Origin of the sequence: Streptomyces sp. NBC_01477 (assembly GCF_036227245.1) — a bacterium.
Taxonomy (GTDB): domain Bacteria; phylum Actinomycetota; class Actinomycetes; order Streptomycetales; family Streptomycetaceae; genus Actinacidiphila.
Genome location: NZ_CP109445.1, coordinates 5426917 through 5442898, shown reverse-complemented (window position 1 = coordinate 5442898; position 15982 = coordinate 5426917). Strand labels below are relative to the sequence as shown.

At 74.4% G+C, this 15982-nt stretch carries 14 protein-coding genes; 7 read left to right on the top strand and 7 right to left on the bottom strand.

Annotated elements, in window-relative coordinates; translation table 11 throughout:
• Positions 1-145: 145 nt before the first annotated feature.
• Both OHA86_RS23155 and OHA86_RS23150 read left to right on the top strand, forming a co-directional pair.
• Entirely contained in the window at positions 146-1111 is a 966-nt protein-coding gene (locus OHA86_RS23155; RefSeq protein ID WP_329182513.1) for a glucosyl-3-phosphoglycerate synthase, read from the top strand.
• Between the two features lie 118 nt (positions 1112-1229).
• A complete protein-coding gene (locus OHA86_RS23150) occupies positions 1230-2642 on the top strand; it encodes an alpha,alpha-trehalose-phosphate synthase (UDP-forming) (protein ID WP_329178141.1) in 1413 nt (470 codons plus the stop codon).
• 18 nt (positions 2643-2660) lie between these two features.
• Here the strand turns inward: OHA86_RS23150 and otsB are convergent, their stop codons facing one another.
• The 3 genes from otsB to OHA86_RS23135 form a co-directional block, all read right to left on the bottom strand.
• Positions 2661-3515, bottom strand: coding sequence for a trehalose-phosphatase (otsB, locus tag OHA86_RS23145; protein ID WP_329178139.1), 855 nt, complete (start codon positions 3513-3515; stop codon positions 2661-2663).
• Between the two features lie 193 nt (positions 3516-3708).
• The gene (locus OHA86_RS23140) at positions 3709-3942 is read right to left on the bottom strand and encodes a DUF3263 domain-containing protein (RefSeq protein WP_329178137.1); all 234 of its coding nucleotides are present in this window, start codon (positions 3940-3942) and stop codon (positions 3709-3711) included.
• 7 nt (positions 3943-3949) lie between these two features.
• A complete protein-coding gene (locus tag OHA86_RS23135; RefSeq protein ID WP_329178135.1) occupies positions 3950-5107 on the bottom strand; it encodes an extracellular solute-binding protein in 1158 nt (385 codons plus the stop codon).
• A gap of 347 nt (positions 5108-5454) precedes the next feature.
• On the opposite strand from OHA86_RS23135, the gene OHA86_RS23130 reads away from it, so the two are divergent.
• The 3 genes from OHA86_RS23130 to OHA86_RS23120 all read left to right on the top strand — a co-directional run bounded on the left by OHA86_RS23130 (position 5455) and on the right by OHA86_RS23120 (position 8743).
• The gene (locus tag OHA86_RS23130) at positions 5455-6387 is read left to right on the top strand and encodes an ROK family protein (protein WP_329178133.1); all 933 of its coding nucleotides are present in this window, start codon (positions 5455-5457) and stop codon (positions 6385-6387) included.
• Positions 6387-7547 carry an N-acetylglucosamine-6-phosphate deacetylase gene (nagA, locus tag OHA86_RS23125; protein ID WP_329178132.1) on the top strand — a complete coding sequence of 387 codons (1161 nt, stop codon included), beginning with the start codon at positions 6387-6389 and terminating at the stop codon, positions 7545-7547. Before OHA86_RS23130 ends, nagA begins: the two co-directional genes overlap by 1 nt.
• A 254-nt stretch (positions 7548-7801) precedes the next feature.
• Positions 7802-8743: a 1-phosphofructokinase family hexose kinase gene (locus OHA86_RS23120; protein ID WP_329178131.1), complete on the top strand. Its 942-nt coding sequence runs from the start codon at positions 7802-7804 to the stop codon at positions 8741-8743.
• On the opposite strand, the gene OHA86_RS23115 is transcribed toward OHA86_RS23120, so the two are convergent.
• Positions 8733-9704, bottom strand: a complete 972-nt coding sequence (locus tag OHA86_RS23115; RefSeq protein ID WP_329178130.1) for a carbohydrate-binding protein — start codon at positions 9702-9704, stop codon at positions 8733-8735. The two genes, OHA86_RS23120 and OHA86_RS23115, sit on opposite strands and share 11 nt — an antisense overlap.
• Before the next feature lie 192 nt (positions 9705-9896).
• Here OHA86_RS23115 and OHA86_RS23110 point away from each other — a divergent pair, with 192 nt between their 5' ends.
• Positions 9897-10844 (top strand): SAM-dependent methyltransferase, encoded by a 948-nt coding sequence (locus tag OHA86_RS23110; protein WP_329182512.1) that lies wholly within the window; start codon positions 9897-9899, stop codon positions 10842-10844.
• Positions 10845-11225: 381 nt separating this feature from the next.
• On the opposite strand, the gene OHA86_RS23105 is transcribed toward OHA86_RS23110, so the two are convergent.
• Together OHA86_RS23105 and OHA86_RS23100 are read right to left on the bottom strand one after the other, a co-directional pair.
• Entirely contained in the window at positions 11226-12257 is a 1032-nt protein-coding gene (locus OHA86_RS23105) for a hypothetical protein (RefSeq protein WP_329178129.1), read from the bottom strand.
• An 18-nt stretch (positions 12258-12275) separates the two neighbouring features.
• Positions 12276-13250, bottom strand: coding sequence for an NAD-dependent epimerase/dehydratase family protein (locus tag OHA86_RS23100; protein ID WP_329178128.1), 975 nt, complete (start codon positions 13248-13250; stop codon positions 12276-12278).
• 401 nt (positions 13251-13651) lie between these two features.
• Here OHA86_RS23100 and OHA86_RS23095 point away from each other — a divergent pair, with 401 nt between their 5' ends.
• Positions 13652-14794 (top strand): NADH-quinone oxidoreductase subunit D, encoded by a 1143-nt coding sequence (locus OHA86_RS23095; RefSeq protein ID WP_329178127.1) that lies wholly within the window; start codon positions 13652-13654, stop codon positions 14792-14794.
• A 25-nt stretch (positions 14795-14819) separates the two neighbouring features.
• Here OHA86_RS23095 and OHA86_RS23090 read toward each other — a convergent pair whose 3' ends face one another.
• A complete protein-coding gene (locus OHA86_RS23090; RefSeq protein WP_329178125.1) occupies positions 14820-15818 on the bottom strand; it encodes a hypothetical protein in 999 nt (332 codons plus the stop codon).
• Between the last annotated feature and the right edge of the window lie 164 nt (positions 15819-15982).

Sequence of the window (15982 nt, the reverse complement as noted above, 5' to 3'; positions counted from 1 at the left end):
CCGGACGACGGGGGTCCGGGCGTTTGTACGCCGTGCCACCCCGGCATGCGGGGCTCACTGGCGTTGTTCAAGACTGTAACCGACAAAGGTGACAGTCGAGGTAGTCGTCCGAACCGCGAGATGGATCACACGGGAGACGGAGAACGTGCTCGAAGAGGTGCAGCGCTGGCTGTCCCTGCGGTCGTGGTCGGCCGCCGACCGCCCGCTCGACGTGCTGCTCGCCGCCAAACGGGCGGCCGGCCCGGCGGGCACGGTCAGCGTGGTGCTGCCCGCCCGCAACGAGGAGGCGACGGTCGGCGCGATCGTCGGGGCGATCCGCCGCGACCTGATGGCGCCGGGCGCGCCGCTCGTGGACGAGATCGTCGTCATCGACTCCGGGTCCCGCGACGCCACCGCCCGGGCCGCCGCCGACGCCGGCGCCACGGTGGTGCCGCGGGACGCCATCCTGCCGCGGCTGCCCGCGGTGGCCGGCAAGGGCGAGGTGCTGTGGCGGTCGCTGCTGGTCACCAGCGGCGAGATCGTCTGCTTCGTGGACGCGGATCTGCGGGAGTTCGACTCCCGCTTCGTGTCGGGGATCGTCGGGCCGCTGCTCACCGAGCCGGCGGTGCACCTGGTCAAGGCGATGTACGACCGGCCGCTGGAGACCGGCGGCACCGTCGTCCCGGCCGGCGGCGGCCGGGTCACCGAACTGGTCGCCCGCCCGCTGCTCAACCTCCACTGGCCGCGGCTGGCCGGCTTCGTCCAGCCGCTCGGCGGCGAGTACGCGGCGCGGCGCTCCCTGCTCGAACGGCTGCCCTTCCCGGTCGGCTACGGGGTCGAGCTGGGCATGCTCATCGACTCCCTCGCGCTGGTCGGGCTCGACGCGCTCGGCCAGGTCGACGTGGGGGTGCGGCACCACCGCCACCAGGACGGCCAGGCACTCGGCCGGATGGCCGCGGCCATCTACCGCACCGCCCATCTGCGGCTGGCCCGCGGCCACCTCGTACGCCCCCGCCTGACCCAGTACGACCGCGCGCCGTCCGGCTTCGTCCCCTCGACCCACCCCGTCGACACGGAGGAGCGCCCCCCGATGCTGGCCATCCCCGAGTACCGCCACCACCGCGCGGCCTAGCGCCCTAGCCCCTTCGGGGCACCCGGACGGGCGGTTGTGCGGGGTGGGGCGGCGCATGGGACGGGCGGGAGGTTTGAGGCGGGGGCTGGGTGGCAAGGCTCGGCGCATGGACGGATCAATGCGTGCTGCCCACATTCTGGTCGCGTCCAACCGCGGCCCGGTGGCGTACAGCGTCGGGGACGACGGTGAGCTGCACAGCAGACGCGGTGGCGGCGGGGTCGTGTCCGGGCTGAGCGCGATCGATTCCGACAGCGGGTCGCTGTGGGTGTGCGCCGCCCTCGGCGAGGGCGACCGGGAGGCGGTGCGGCGCGGTGTCGGCGAGCCCGGCTCGCGGATGATCGCCGTCGATCCCGACGTCTTCCACGCGGCCTACAACGACATCGCCAACTCGGTGCTGTGGTTCGTGCACCACATGCTCTACCAGACCCCGCTCGAACCCGTCTTCGACGAGGAATTCCGCACCCAGTGGGCGGCCTACGGGACGTACAACGCCGCCTTCGCCGACGCCCTGGCCGAGGAGGCCGCGCAGGGCGCCGCGGTGCTGGTGCAGGACTACCACCTGTCCCTGGTCCCCGCGCTGCTCCGGGAGCGCCGCCCCGACCTGCGGATCGGCCACTTCTCGCACACCCCGTGGGCCCCGCCGGACTACTTCCGGCTGCTCCCCGACGACATCGCGACGGCCCTCCTGGAGGGCATCCTCGGCGCGGACCGTGCGGCCTTCCTGACCTGGCGCTGGGCCGAGGCCTTCGCCGCGTGCTGCGCGGACGTGCTGGGCGCCACCGTGTCGCAGGACGGCCGCGAGGTCACGCACCGCGGGCGTACGACCCGGCTCGGCGTGCACGGCCTGGGCGCCGACGGCGACTTCCTGCGGGAGCGCTCGCGCCGCGACGACGTGGCGGAGCGGATGGCCGCGCTGCGGGCCGAGACCGGTCCCGGCCGCCGGCTCATCGTGCGGGTGGACCGCACCGAGCTGTCGAAGAACATCGTGCGCGGCCTGTACGCGTACCGCAGGCTGCTGACCGACCGGCCGGGCTGGCGCAGCCGGGTGGTGCATGTGGCGTTCGCCTACCCGTCCCGCCAGGACCTGACGGTCTACCGCGACTACACCGCGGAGGTCGGCCGGGTCGCGGCCGCGATCAACGAGGAGTTCGGCACCGCCGACTGGCAGCCGGTGCTGCTCAAGGTCGACGACGACTTCGCCCGCTCGCTCGCGGCGTACCGCCTCGCGGACGTGGCGCTGGTCAACCCGATCAGGGACGGGATGAACCTGGTCGCCAAGGAGATGCCGGTGGTGTCCGACAACGGCGTCGCCCTGGTGCTGTCCCGCGAGGCGGGCGCCTACGCGGAACTGGGCGACGACGCGATCGTCGTCAACCCGTACGACATCCGCGCCACGGCCGAGGCGCTGAACACCGCGCTGACCGTGCCGGACGCCGAGCGCGCCGACCGCACCAAGCGCCTCGCGGCGGCGGCCACCGCACTGCCGCCGACGCAGTGGTTCCTCGACCAGCTCGCCGCGCTCGGCGGGTGACGGCCAGGGCCCCCGGGCTCAGGCGGTGCTGATCACGTCGGCCAGCGCGTCCAGCAGCGCCACGACGCCGGCCGGCCCGGGGACGACCAGGTCGGCCTGCGAGGTCAGCTCCTTGGGCGAGTCGGCGCCGCCCGCGCTGGCCACCAGCAGGCCGGGCAGGCCCTGTTCGCGCAGCTCCTGCACCGCGGCGAAGGCCGCGAGGTCGCCGAGGTCGTCGCCGCCGTAGAGGACGCAGCCGGCGTCCACCTCACGCAGATACGCCGCCAGGGCGACGCCCTTGTCCACGCCGGGCGGGCGCAGTTCGAGGACGTAGCGGCCCGGCTCGACCATCAGGCCGTGCTGGGCGGCGAGTCCGGACAGCGGGGCGCGCAGCGCCTCGAACGCGGCGTCCGGGTCCTCGGTGCGGCGGGTGTGGACGGCGACCGCCCGGCCGCCCTTGTCCTCGATCCAGGTGCCCTGCCAGGCGCCGTTGCGGTCCAGGAAGCCGGGCAGTTCCGCGCGGACGGCGGTGACGCCGGGGTGGGCGCCGGCGTTGTGCATCTCGGCGGTGTGCGCGTCCCAGCGCTCGGCGCCGTAGTGGCCGAGGACGACCAGGCGGTCGAGGGCCGCGACTCCGGCGAAGCCGCCGTAGCGCACCGCCACGCCGGCCGGGCGGCCCGTGACGACCGCCACCGCCGCGAGGTGCGGGGCGAGCCGGGCCAGCGCCGGGACCGCGCCCGGGTGGGCGCGGGCCTGCTCGGGGTCGGCCACGATCGGTGCCAGTGTGCCGTCGAAGTCGAGCGCGACGACCGCGCGGTGCGGCTGCGCCAGCAGGGCGGCAAGGCCCTCTTTGCCCTCGGGGGTGGTGGGCGTCGGGATCTCCGCGGAAGCCATGTCTTCGACCTTACCGCCCCCCGTCCCGGCGCTCCCGGCCGTCCCGGGACCTTCTCCCGGCGGTGGGCCTGGCGCGCGGTTCCCGCGCCCCCGGGGGGGTGCTGCTTGCGGCGGCCCGCCGCCTGTCGCGCCGTATGGTTGCGCGCCCGGTTCCCCGCGCCCCTGGCGGGTGCCCTCCGGGCAGAGGGCACCGTCAGCGGCGCTCGCGGCGGGCCGCGCGGGAGGCGCGGAGGCGGTTGATCGTGACCGGGGCGTGCGCCAGGGCGCGTGGGTCGTCCAGGAGCGCGTTGAGCAGCTGGAGATACGCCGTCGGCGACATCCCCAGCCGCTCCCGTACCGCGCGGTCACGCGCCCCCGTACCGGCCCACGCCCTGGACGCGAAGTCCAGCACCGCCAGGTCCCGCGGGGACAGTTCCTCCTCGGTCACGAAAGGCCTAGTTCCCGCCCTGGGCGGCGGCGAACCGCTGCAATGTGCCGAGCACCTGCTTGGGATCACCGTCCACGGCGCCGCCGATCGTCTTCTTGACCTGGTCGCTGACCGGGCCCCAGGACGTCTTGTCGACCGGGTAGAAGACCGCGTCGGGCAGCCGGTCGAGGAACTGCAGCATGTCCTTGTCCTTGGGGTTGCGCTCCATCGCCTGTGAGGCGCTGGTGGTCACCGGCAGCAGACCGTACTGGTCGAGGAACTTCAGCGAATTCTCCGGGCTGTAGACGTACCGCAGGAAGGTGCTGTCCGCGTCGAGGTGGTCGTCCTTCTGCTTGAAGGCCATCATCCAGTCGGCGACCCCGAGTGTGTCAGTCGCGGGGCCCTGCTGCCCGGGCAGCGCGACGACCCCGACGTCGATGTGGGCGGCCTTGGCCTGGGCCAGCAGCGTGGGGTGGCCGTTGATCATGCCGGCGTTCCCGGCCAGGAAGTCGGCGAAGACGGTACGGCGGTTGGTCGTCGCGGGGTCGCCGGGGCCGGTGAGGCCCTTCGCGACGAGGTTGTCCTTGAGCCAGGTGAAGGCGGCGACGTTCGCGGTGGAGTCGAAGGTGTAGCCGCCGACGCTGTCGGTGTAGCCGCCGGACCCGCCGAGCAGCCACATCAGGGACTCGGCCTGCGCCTCCTCCGTACCGAGCGGCAGCCCGTACGGCACCTTGACGCCGTGCTCCTTGAGCTTGGCCGCGTCGTGCGCGACGTCGCTCCAGGTCCTGGGCGCCCGCTTGATGCCGGCGTCCTTGAACAGGCCCTTGTTGTAGAAGAACAGCCGTGAGCTGGACGCCCACGGTATGCCGTACTGCACCCGGTGCACGGAGCCGGCCGAGACCAGCGACGGGATGAAGTCGGCCTGCATGCTGATCGGGAAGATGTCGTCCGCGCTGTAGAGCAGGCCCTTGGCGGCGTAGTCGGCGTAGGAGCCGATCTGGGCGATGTCGGGGGCGTTGCCCGCCTTGACCATGGCGGTGACCTGGTCGTCGACGTGGTCCCAGTCGACGACCTGGACGTCGACCTTGATGTGCGGGTTCTTCTCCTCGAAGGCCTGGACGAGGTCGTTCCAGTACGCCGTGGAGCTGTTGTGCGTCTTCGGGTCGCCGTAGTCCGCGGCGACCATGCGCAGAGTGACGTTTCTGCCGAGCGGCGAATGTCCGCTGCAGCCGCTGAGGCCGGTCGCCGCGAGTACCGAACCGAGTCCGGCCGCCACAAGGCGGACAAGTCTTCGTCGCTGCACACTCATGCCGATATACCGCCTTCGAGGAGGGATTGTCCGCGGAAGCGCAGAGTCTTCCCCACAGGTTCGCCCAAGGTCTACACCATCGCCGGAATCCGTTGTCCAGGGGGTGGGGCCACCTTGCCTCGCCCGGCGGCCGGCCGGACCGTACGGGTGGCGGCGGGGTGCGACGGATCTTCCTCGACGAGTGGACTAGACCTTTAGGCAGGTTACCCGCGAGACTGTCCTCCGTGAGACATGTCATCGCCCTTGATGTGGGTGGCACCGGGATGAAGGCCGCCCTGGTCGCAGCCGACGGGACCCTGCTGCACGAGGACCGCAGACCCACCGGCAGGGAGCGCGGCCCGGACGCCGTCGTGACCGCGATCCTGGACTTCGCCGCCGACCTCCGCGCCCACGGGATACGGGAGTACGGCGAACCGGCCGCCGCCGCGGGCGTCGCCGTGCCCGGCATCGTCGACGACGTCAACGGCATCGCCGCGTACGCCGCCAACCTCGGCTGGAAGGACGTACCACTGCGGGCGCTGCTGTCGCGGCGGCTCGACGGCGTCCCGGTCGCGCTCGGCCACGACGTGCGCACCGGCGGCCTCGCCGAGGGCCGGATCGGCGCGGGCCGCGGCACCGACCGCTTCCTCTTCCTCGCCCTGGGCACCGGCATCGCGGGCGCCATCGGCATCGACGGGCGGATCGAGGCGGGCGCGCACGGCTGTGCCGGCGAGATCGGGCATGTCGTCGTCCGGCCCGGCGGACCCGAGTGCGGCTGCGGGCAGCGCGGCTGCATGGAGGTGCTGGCCTCGGCCGCCGCCGTCTCCCGCGCCTGGGCCGCGGCCAGCGGCGACCCCGACGCGGACGCGGCGGACTGCGCCCGGGCCGTCGAGGCCGGCGACCCGCGCGCGCTCGACGTCTGGCGGGACGCGATCGACGCGCTGGCGGCGGGCCTTGTCACCGGGATCACCCTGCTCGACCCCCGGGTGCTCATCATCGGCGGCGGTCTCGCGGAAGCCGGCGACACCCTCTTCGGACCGCTGCGGGCGGCGGTCGAAGCACGCGTCACCTTCCAGAAACTCCCCCTCATCGTCCCCGCCGCCCTGGGGGACACCGCTGGATGCCTGGGCGCCGGCCTGCTCGCCTGGGATCTACTCTCCGTGGAGGTATCCGCCTGATGGCCACCGTAACGACAACGCAGCGCACGGTGCTGGCGGGTGCCCGCGTGGTCCTGCCCTCGGGTGTGGTGCAGGGCGGCCGGGTCACGGTCGAGGGCTCGCGGATCGCCGCGGACACCGGGCCGCTGCCCGCGGACGTCGTCCTCGACCTGAGCGCGGGACACACCGTCGTCCCCGGCTTCGTGGACATCCACAACCACGGCGGCGGCGGCGCGTCCTTCACCTCCGGCACCGCCGAGGACGTCCTGACCGCCGCCCGCGCCCACCGCGAGCACGGTACGACCACGCTCGTCGCCTCGACCGTCACCGAGACGATGGACGCGCTGGTCCGGCAGGCCGGGCTGCTCTCGGAGATCGCCGAGCAGGGCGACATCGCCGGCATCCACTACGAGGGCCCCTTCATCTCGCCCTGCCGCAAGGGCGCGCACGACGAGGGCCTGCTGCGCCACCCCGACCCGGCCGACGTGCGCAAGCTCGTCGAAGCGGCGCGCGGCAGCGCCAGGATGGTCACCCTGGCGGCCGAACTGCCCGGCGGCATCGACTCGGTACGGCTGCTCGCCGACCTCGGGGTGATCGCGGCGATCGGCCACACGGACGCCACGTACGAGCAGACGGTGCAGGCCATCGACGCGGGGGCGACGGTCGCCACCCACCTCTTCAACGCGATGCCGCCGCTGGGCCACCGGGCGCCCGGCCCGATCGCGGCGCTGCTGGAGGACGAGCGGGTCACCGTCGAACTCATCAACGACGGCACCCACCTGCACCCGTCCGTGCTCGAACTCGCCTTCGGCACGGCGGGCGCGGGCCGGGTCGCCTTCATCACCGACGCGATGGACGCGGCCGGCTTCGGCGACGGCCTCTACGACCTCGGCCCGCTCAAGGTCGAGGTCCGCGAGGGCGTCGCCCGCCTGGTGGAGGGCGGCTCGATCGCCGGCTCGACCCTGACGATGGACACCGCCTTCAAGCGCGCCGTCACCCTCGACGGCCTCTCCCTCCCCGACACGGTCCGCGCCATCTCCACCAACCCGGCCCGCCTGATCGGCCTCGCCGACCATGTCGGCACGATCGAGCCCGGCAAGGACGCGGACCTCGTCGTCCTGGACGAGGCGTACGACGTGGTGGGCGTGATGCGCAAGGGCGAATGGATCATCCGCCCCTGAGGCCGCGGGCCTTGTTGCGGCGCCCCTCCGCAAGGGGGCACCCCCCCGGGTTGCGCTCTGCCTGAGGGGGCGCCCCACAGGGGCGCGGGGAACTACGCGGGCGATCCCCCGCCGGCCGGTGGTCCTGAGCGGACAGAAGACCCCCTCCGGGCCGGTGCCGGCCGGCGCCCCGGCGGGGGCCGGACCCGCAGTTCCCGGGGGCGGAGGCCGGTCGTGGTCTGGGCCGGAGCCCGGCCCTTTGCCATCATCGAGGGGTGATCATCACCCTCTCGATGAACGCGGCGCTGGATGTGACCTACCGGGTCCCGGCGCTGGTGCCGCACACCACGCACCGGGTGTCCGACGTCGCCGAGCGGCCCGGCGGCAAGGGGCTCAACGTCGCCCGCGTGCTGGCCGCGCTCGGGCACCCCGTCACCGTGACCGGCTTCGCCGGCGGCCCCACCGGCGCCGAGGTGCGGCGGCGGCTGGCCGCCGGGCCGTACGCCGGGCGGATCACCGACGCGCTCGTGCCGATCGCCGGGCAGACCCGCCGCACCGTCGGGGTGGTGGACGCGGGCAGCGGCGACACCACGATGTTCAACGAGCCCGGCCCCACCGTCACACCCGGCGAGTGGGCAACGCTGCTCGGGGTCTACCGCGGCCTGCTGACGGCCGGCGGCGGCGCCGACGCCGTGGCCCTGTGCGGCAGTCTGCCGCCGGGCGTGCCGGTCGGGGCGTACGCCGAGCTGATACGGGAGGCCCGCGCGGCCGGCGTCTACGTGCTGCTCGACACCGACGGCCCCGCGCTGCGGCGCGGGCTGGCCGCCAGGCCCGACCTGATCAAGCCGAACTCCGAGGAGCTGACCGGCCTCACCGGTTTCGCCGAGCCCGTCAGGGCCGCGCGGGACGCCCACCGGCGCGGGGCGCGGGCGGTGGCGGCGTCGCTGGGCGCCGACGGGATGCTCGTGGTGTCAGGGGACGGCTGCTGGCGGGCCGCCCCGCCCGCCCGGCTGGCCGGCAACCCCACGGGCGCGGGCGACTCCGCCGTCGCGGGCCTGCTGTCCGGCGTCGCGGAGGGCCTCCCGTGGCCCGCCCGGCTGGCCCGGGCGGTCGCCCTGTCGGCCGCGACCGTCCTGGCGCCGGCGGCCGGCGAGTACGACCCGGCCGCGTACGGCGAGCTGCTGCCGCGCGTCGAGGTCGTGCCCGCTACTTCTTGACCTGGCCCTGCTTCAGCCAGGTCTGGTCCAGGTTGACCGCACCGGTGTCGCCCTGTTGGAAGGACAGCTGGAGGGTGTTGTCGCCCTGCTTGAGGCTGACCCAGGCGTAGGTCGTGTTGTTCCAGGCCTTGGACCAGTCGGTGTAGGAGCCGTAGTTCTTCAGCTTGACCGGGGTGGTGCGCAGCTTGCCGTTGACGGCCAGCGAGAGCGTCGCGTCGGGGCCGGCGTTGCCGTAGCTGACGAAGAAGGTGTAGTCACCGTCCTCCGGCACCGTCACCGTCCAGGTCGCGCCGGCGCCCGCCTGGCCGAGGTGGTCGACGTACTTGCCGCCCGCGGCGTTCGCGCCCGGCCACTCGGTGCTCAGCGCGGCGCCGCCCGCGAGGGCGAAGGTCGAGGCGTCGACCTTGTCCGACGAGAACGGCGACGTCGTGACAGACGGTGTTCCCTGCGTGCTGGGCGGCGCACTGCTGACGGGCGCGGAGGTCGGCTTGCTGTCGGTGTCCTTGTCCTTGCCCGAGCTGTTGGTCATGGCGAAGGCGATGCCGATCGCCACCGCGGCCACCACCGCGATGGCCCCGATGAGCAGGCCCTTGCGGTTGGAGGTGTCCCCGCCGCCGCGGCCGGGACCCGCGCCCCGGCGTCCGCCGCCGTCGCCCGGCTGCGCGGGGGCGTGCTGCGGCTGCTGCCGGGTGTACTGCGGCTGACCGCCGTACGGGGCCTGCCCCTGGCCCTGGCCGCCCTGCCCCTGCTCGTAGCCGTACGGCTGCTGCTGGGGCGGGGGCTGCTGCTGCGGCTGCGGGTATCCGTAGCCGCCCTGCTGCGGGCTGCGCCGCTCGCCGACCCGCTGCACCTGGTTGTGCGTGTTGCGCGGCGCGGCCGGCTGCTCAGTGCCGTCCTCGGCCCGGTAGAGGTACCCGAACGGGTCGTCGTTCTCCGGCGTGCCGTCGTGTCCGGCCGTCATCCGCTGTCCACTCCCTCGTACTGCTTTACCGCACATCCGCCGCCACCCGCATCGGCGTCCGCGGCACTGTGGTATTCCGGAACCCTACCGGCCCCGGGCGGCACGCCGCCCCAGCCGTACGACGCATCAGCAGGTCAGGAAGGTTCCCGTGTGACAAGCCCCACGCCGCAGTGGCTCTCCTGGCGGACCGCGATGGAGCGCGCGCTGTACGGTCCCGGGGGGTTCTTCCTGCGGGAACGGCCGGCCGGGCATTTCCGCACGTCGGTGCATGTCTCCGGGCTGTACGCCGAGGCCGTCGCGGAGTTGCTGTGCCGGGTCGACACCGCCCTCGGCCACCCCGCGGAAGTGGCCTTCACCGACATGGGCGCCGGGGGCGGCGAACTGTGCGCCGGAGTGCTCGACGTGCTTCCGGCCACAGTGGCCGCGCGGGTACGCCCGTACGCCGTCGACCTCGCCCCGCGCCCCGCCGGGCTCGACCCGCGCATCACCTGGGCCGCGACGCCGCCGCAATGTACGCGGGGGCTGCTCTTCGCCAACGAATGGCTCGACAATGTGCCGCTGGCGGTCGCGGAGGCGGACGAGGGCGGCACCGTCCGCTACGTCGAGGTCCGCCCGGGCGACGGGACGGAACGCCCCGGCGCCGAGGTCGGCGGCGAGGACGCGGAATGGCTGCGCTGCTGGTGGCCGCTCGAACCCGGGGCCAGGGCCGAGATCGGGCGCCCCAGGGACGAGGCGTGGGCCGCCGCGACCGGCTCCCTGGCGGCGGGCCTCGCGGTCGCCGTGGACTATTGCCACGTGCGGGCCGCCCGGCCCCCGTTCGGCACCCTCACCGGCTACCGGGCCGGGCGCCAGGTGCCGCCCGTGCCCGACGGCAGCTGCGACCTCACCGCGCACGTGGCCGCGGATTCCCTGCCGGGCGCCGTGCCCGTACCGCAGCGCACCGCCCTGCACGCCCTGGGCCTGACGGCCGCCCGCCCGCCCCTGGCCCTGGCGACGACCGCGCCGGCCGCGTATGTCCGCGGCCTGGCCGCCGCCGGTGAGGCCGCCGCCCTCACCGCACGCGGCGGCCTGGGCGACTTCACCTGGGCGATGACACCGGTGACGCCCGCTTGCGCCGAGGTGGTCGCGGGGCTGAGCTGAGGCCCGGGGGCCGGGCCGGCGGGACCCGGCACGCAGACACCGGGCCGTCAGTCGCCGGCGGGACCGCTGCCCGGCGGCCCAGGTGACGGCGCTTGGGAGTGCGCCGCCTCGTCGGTGCGGTCCGCGGCGCTGAGGCCCGGGGGCCGGGCCGCCGGGACCCGGCAGGCAGGCCCCGCCGTCAGTCGTCGGCGGGGCCACTGCCGTGTCAGTGCGGTCCGCTGCCCGGCGGCCCGGGTGGTGCCTCGGGGGTGCGGTCCGCTGCCTGGCGGGCCAGGTGACGGCGCCTGGCGCGCACGGGCTGCTTCGTCGGTGCACCCGCTGCCTGGCGGCCCAGGCCACGCCCCCGCCCTGCGTCTTGCGTCCGCCCGCGGCGGGACGACGTCAGGTGTCGGACAGGCCGGGCGTGAGCAGGGCGTCGAAGACCGCGCCCAGTGCGGTGCGTTCCGCGGGCGTGGGGTCGGGACCCTCGTGGGCGACGGTCGCCGCCGGATTGGCCACGGCCGTGAGGCCGTCAGACCCGTCAGACCCGTGCGGCGGCCGGCTCGCCAGGTCGAGCAGCGCCGCCGGGTCGGGCGGCGGGTCGCCGATGTGCCGCCGCCAGTCGGCGAGCGCGGGCCGCGGATCGACGTCGGGGAAGGTGACGCGGCCGGCCGCGCGGGCGGCGTGCGGCCTGTGGTCGTCGCCCCAGAAGTCCAGCCGCCAGCCGTCCCAGCCGTCGCCGTCAGGACCGGCCGGCAGGGGCCAGTCGTGGATGCCAGGCACGGTCCTGACGGTCCAGACGCCGAGGGTGCGGGTGGGCAGGTCGAAGTGCAGGCCGCCGTTCGGCATGGCCGTCAGGACCGGCGGCGGTGTGCCGTCCGGCAACAGGGCGAGCAGGCCGGGGCCGCCGGACAGCTCCTCGTCGGCCTCGTAGCCGCTCCCCCAGGCGCGGACCTCGCCGTCCGGCCCGCGGACCGTCAGCACCGTGGTGATGTCGCCCTCGGGCTGCCGCCAGTACGGCGGTCCCGTCTCGCGGAAACCGGGCTCGCGGACGAAGCCGTGGCCCAGCCCGAGGTGGGCGTGCAGGTCGCCGATCCCGTCGCAGGCCCAGCGGACCTCCCAGCCGGGCCAGGTCCGTTCCAGTACGGCCCGGTGCGCGGCGTGCTCCGCCCAGGAGTACGCCTCGCCGCTGAACCACAGCAGGACCCGCCGGTCGGTGTCCACCAGGGCGGCGCCCTCGCACCACACGTCGTCCAGCCAGCCCTCGGGGCTGGTCCGCCGGTCCGCGTCGACCTGCGGATTCGCCCGGACGCAGCGGATCGCCGCCGCGGGCCCGTACGCGAGGTCGGTGGCCACGCGGTTGGCGCCCCAGTGCGAGTGGTGCAGGGTCCATGTGCCGCCCCGCACCACCACGTAGTTGGCTCGCGCTCCCATGGCGGGCGACGCTAGCAGTCAGCGCAGGCCGGCGAGCACCCGCCGCTCGACCTCCGGGTCGAGGCCGAGGACCGGCCGGTCGGAGCGCTGCGGGGGCGGGCCGGTCAGCGACCGGAGCCAGGCCCAGGTGTCGGCGACGGTCTCCTCGACGGCGCGGCAGGTCAGCCCGGCGCCCAGCGCCTTGCTGACGTTCCCGCGGTGCATGGCGTCGTGCATCTCGCCGGGCGGACACCAGACCGGGAGGTCCATCCACGGTTCGATGCCGGCGGCGATCACGGTCCCGGGGTCGGCCCAGACGAGTTCGGCGGCCCCGCCGGTCTCCTGGACGCAGGCGTCCAGGAACGACCCCATCGTCGCGTGCCCCGAAGGGCTCACGAGGCCGTACGCCCCGCCGAGGCCGGCGGTCAGCGCGTCCAGCGTCCATTCCGCGAGGTCGCGCACGTCGATGTACTGGAGCGGCAGGTCCCGCGGGCCCGGCGCCAGCACCCGGCCGCCGCGGGCGGTGCGGTTCAGCCACCACGGGAGGCGGCCGACGTCCTCGTACGGGCCGAGGATCAGCCCGGCCCGCAGCAGGAGCGCCGCGTCCCCGTACGACTCGGTTACGGCGATCTCGCCGCCCCGCTTGAGCTGGGCGTAGTCCTCACCGCCACCCGCCACGACCGGGGCGGTCTCGTCGGCGCCCGCGGGGGATGGGTACACGTGGACCGACCGGCTCGATACGTACGCGTAGCGGCCGACGCGGCCGGCCAGGGCGCTGGCCGAGGCCTCCACGACGGCGGGGGCGGCCGACCATGTGTCGACCACCGCGTCCCATTCGCCCGTGGCGAGGCCCGCGAGGTCGCCCTCGCGGTCTCCGATCACCACCGCGGCCACGCCGTCCGGGACCTGGCCGCGGCCGCGGTGGAAGACGGTGACCTCCCAGCCGCGCTTGACCGCGGCCTCTGCCGTGGCCCGGCCGACGAATCCTGTACCGCCCAGCATCAGCAATCTCATTTCCCCACCCTGCCCCGGGGCGGCCCGCGGTGGGCCTCCCGAGGGCCACGCCCTCAGCGAACGCGAAGCCCTGCGGGGCTTGGCCGGTCCTCGACCGCGGGCCCGTCGTGGCTGGCCGCGCGATTCCCCGCGCCCCTTCGGGGCTCGGCTCCGCTGCCGCAGAGGGCACCCCTCAGGGGCGCGGGGAACTGCGTGCTCAGCCACAGTGCAGCGGCACTGTGAACGCGACAGGAAGTGGCAACGCCTCAGGGGCGCGGGGAACCGCGCGACAAGCCACGACGGACCGTCGGGTGGAAACGGACAGCCACCGCCCGCCCCCGGCGCGCGCGGCGCAAGGCGTGCCCCCCGGGGCGATGAGGCCGGGGCCCGGGGCGCGGGGCGCGCCCTGAGAGGATGGGCGCATGACGGAGACCACGATCGGCATCGGCGGCGCAGCCGAAAGCACCGACATGGTGCTGAACATCGGCCCGCAGCACCCCTCCACCCACGGAGTGCTGCGCTTGCGGCTCGTGCTCGACGGGGAGCGGATCCGGACGGCGGAGCCGATCGTCGGGTACATGCACCGCGGCGCCGAGAAGCTGTTCGAGGCGCGGGACTACCGCCAGATCGTGATGCTCGCCAACCGCCACGACTGGCTCTCGGCGTTCTCGAACGAGCTGGGCGTGGTGCTCGCCGTGGAGCGGATGCTCGGCATGGAGGTGCCGGAGCGGGCCGTGTGGACGCGGACCCTGCTCGCCGAGCTGAACCGGGTGCTGAACCACCTGATGTTCCTCGGGTCGTACCCGCTGGAGCTGGGCGGGATCACCCCGATCTTCTACGCGTTCACCGAGCGCGAGGAGTTGCAGCACGTCATGGAGGAGGTCTCCGGCGGGCGGATGCACTACATGTTCAACCGGGTCGGCGGCCTCAAGGAGGACCTGCCGAACGGCTGGACAGGGCGGGCGCGGGCGACGGTCGCGGCGGTGCGGTCCCGGATGGGGCGGATCGACGACCTGGTGCTCGGCAACGAGATCTTCCGCGGCAGGACCCGCGGGGTCGGCGTGCTGTCGCGGCAGGACGTGCACGGCTTCGGGGTGAGCGGCCCGATCGCCCGCGCCTCGGGGGTGGACTTCGACCTGCGCAGGGACGAGCCGTACCTGGCGTACGGGGAGCTGGCGGACACGCTGCGGGTGGTCACCAGGACCGAGGGCGACTGCCTGGCCCGCTTCGAGGTGCTGCTCGAACAGACGCATGTGGCGCTGGACCTGGCCGACGCGTGCCTGGACCGGCTGGCCGGGCTGCCGCCCGGGCCGATCAACCAGCGGCTGCCGAAGGTGCTCAAGGCCCCGGAGGGCCACACCTACGCCTGGACGGAGAACCCGCTCGGCCTCAACGGCTACTACCTGGTGTCGAAGGGCGAGAAGACCCCGTACCGCCTCAAGCTGCGCTCGGCGTCGTACAACAACATCCAGGCGCTGACCGTGCTGCTGCCCGGCACCCTGGTGGCGGACATGGTGGCGATCCTCGGGTCGATGTTCTTCGTAGTGGGCGACGTCGACAAGTAGGCCGCCCCACCACCGGCCGCGGGGCTTACGCCTGGGCGCGCAGGCCCGACATGTCGAGCTGCTCGGTCTCGTCGTGGGCCGTGAGGTCGATGACCTCGGCCGGGTCCGCGGCCTGGGCGTGCTGCTCAGGCTCGGTGCCGACGTGGGCGGCCTGGGCGTGCTCCGCCGGGTCGGTGTCGACCGGGGCGGCGTCGGCGGAGGCCGGCGGCAGGGCCTTCTGCGTACCGAAGAAGTCGAAGCCGCCGATCGCCCGGTGCGCGCCGGGCGCGCTCTGCGGGGTGGCCGGCTGGGCGTAGGGCAGGACGGCGGCGGCCACCGCGGGGACGAGGCGGTGCTCGCGGACCGGGAGCCCGGCGCGCGAGGTGCGCGCGTGGGATTCCGCGGTGTGCCGCCCCTGCGGCTCCTCCTCCGCGGGCGCCGCCGCCTCGCGGCGCCTGGCCTCGTCGACGGTGGCCTGGGCCTGCTGCTTGGCGCCGTTGCGGGACAGGCTGCGCAGCGCCTGCTCGGCCTTGAGGAAGGCGGCGGGGCCGACCGCGGAGGTCCCGGTGGTCAGCGCCAGCTGCTGCGGCACATCGCCGACCCGCAGCTGGCGGTTCTTCTCCAGCGCGCGGGCCCGCTCGGCCTCGGCGGTGGCGTACCGGCGCAGCAGGTCGGCGTGCTCGGTGCGGAGCCTGGCCAGCTCGGAGCGCTTGGCGCGGAGCTTCTTCTCCAGCCGGCCGCGCAGTTCGCGGGACTCGTCGAGGTCGGTCTCCAGCTCGGCGACCCGCTCGTCGGTACGCCATTCCTCGCGCGTCCTGGCGGCTTCCAGCTCGGCGACCTCGCGTCCGGCGGACCGGTCCCAGGTGCGGGCGAGCGCCGCGCCGGCTATCGCGGCCAGGGCGGTCGCGGCGGTGATGGCCCGTATCACGCCCGTATCCGCGGCCATCAGCGAGGCGGCGGCGAGGACCACCGCACAGCCGGCGACGGTCATCGGCGGCAGCATCCGGTGCAGTGGCTGGGAATGGCGGTGACGTCCACGGGGCATGGCCAGAAATTTAGCGTGCGCGGACGGCCCGTGGGGCGGCGGGTCACACTTTTTCTGTCCGATTCCGGTATCTAATGGCGGTCGAATACGGAGGGCATTCGCCATGGCACAGTGTGTCCTGTTTGCGTCATGGCGAATGCCCGGCCGTTACACCGTCAGATCGC

Excerpts from the sequence above, each read along its gene's own strand:
- nagA (WP_329178132.1), top strand. The coding sequence starts at position 6,387 with ATGGCCACCGTAACGACAACGCAGCGCACGGTGCTGGCGGGTGCCCGC.
- OHA86_RS23150 (WP_329178141.1), top strand. The coding sequence starts at position 1,230 with ATGCGTGCTGCCCACATTCTGGTCGCGTCCAACCGCGGCCCGGTGGCG.
- OHA86_RS23095 (WP_329178127.1), top strand. The coding sequence starts at position 13,652 with ATGACGGAGACCACGATCGGCATCGGCGGCGCAGCCGAAAGCACCGAC.
- OHA86_RS23110 (WP_329182512.1), top strand. The coding sequence starts at position 9,897 with ATGGAGCGCGCGCTGTACGGTCCCGGGGGGTTCTTCCTGCGGGAACGG.
- otsB (WP_329178139.1), bottom strand. The coding sequence starts at position 3,515 with ATGGCTTCCGCGGAGATCCCGACGCCCACCACCCCCGAGGGCAAAGAG.
- OHA86_RS23115 (WP_329178130.1), bottom strand. The coding sequence starts at position 9,704 with ATGACGGCCGGACACGACGGCACGCCGGAGAACGACGACCCGTTCGGG.
- OHA86_RS23090 (WP_329178125.1), bottom strand. The coding sequence starts at position 15,818 with ATGCCCCGTGGACGTCACCGCCATTCCCAGCCACTGCACCGGATGCTG.
- OHA86_RS23135 (WP_329178135.1), bottom strand. The coding sequence starts at position 5,107 with ATGGTCGCCGCGGACTACGGCGACCCGAAGACGCACAACAGCTCCACG.
- OHA86_RS23105 (WP_329178129.1), bottom strand. The coding sequence starts at position 12,257 with ATGGGAGCGCGAGCCAACTACGTGGTGGTGCGGGGCGGCACATGGACC.
- OHA86_RS23100 (WP_329178128.1), bottom strand. The coding sequence starts at position 13,250 with ATGAGATTGCTGATGCTGGGCGGTACAGGATTCGTCGGCCGGGCCACG.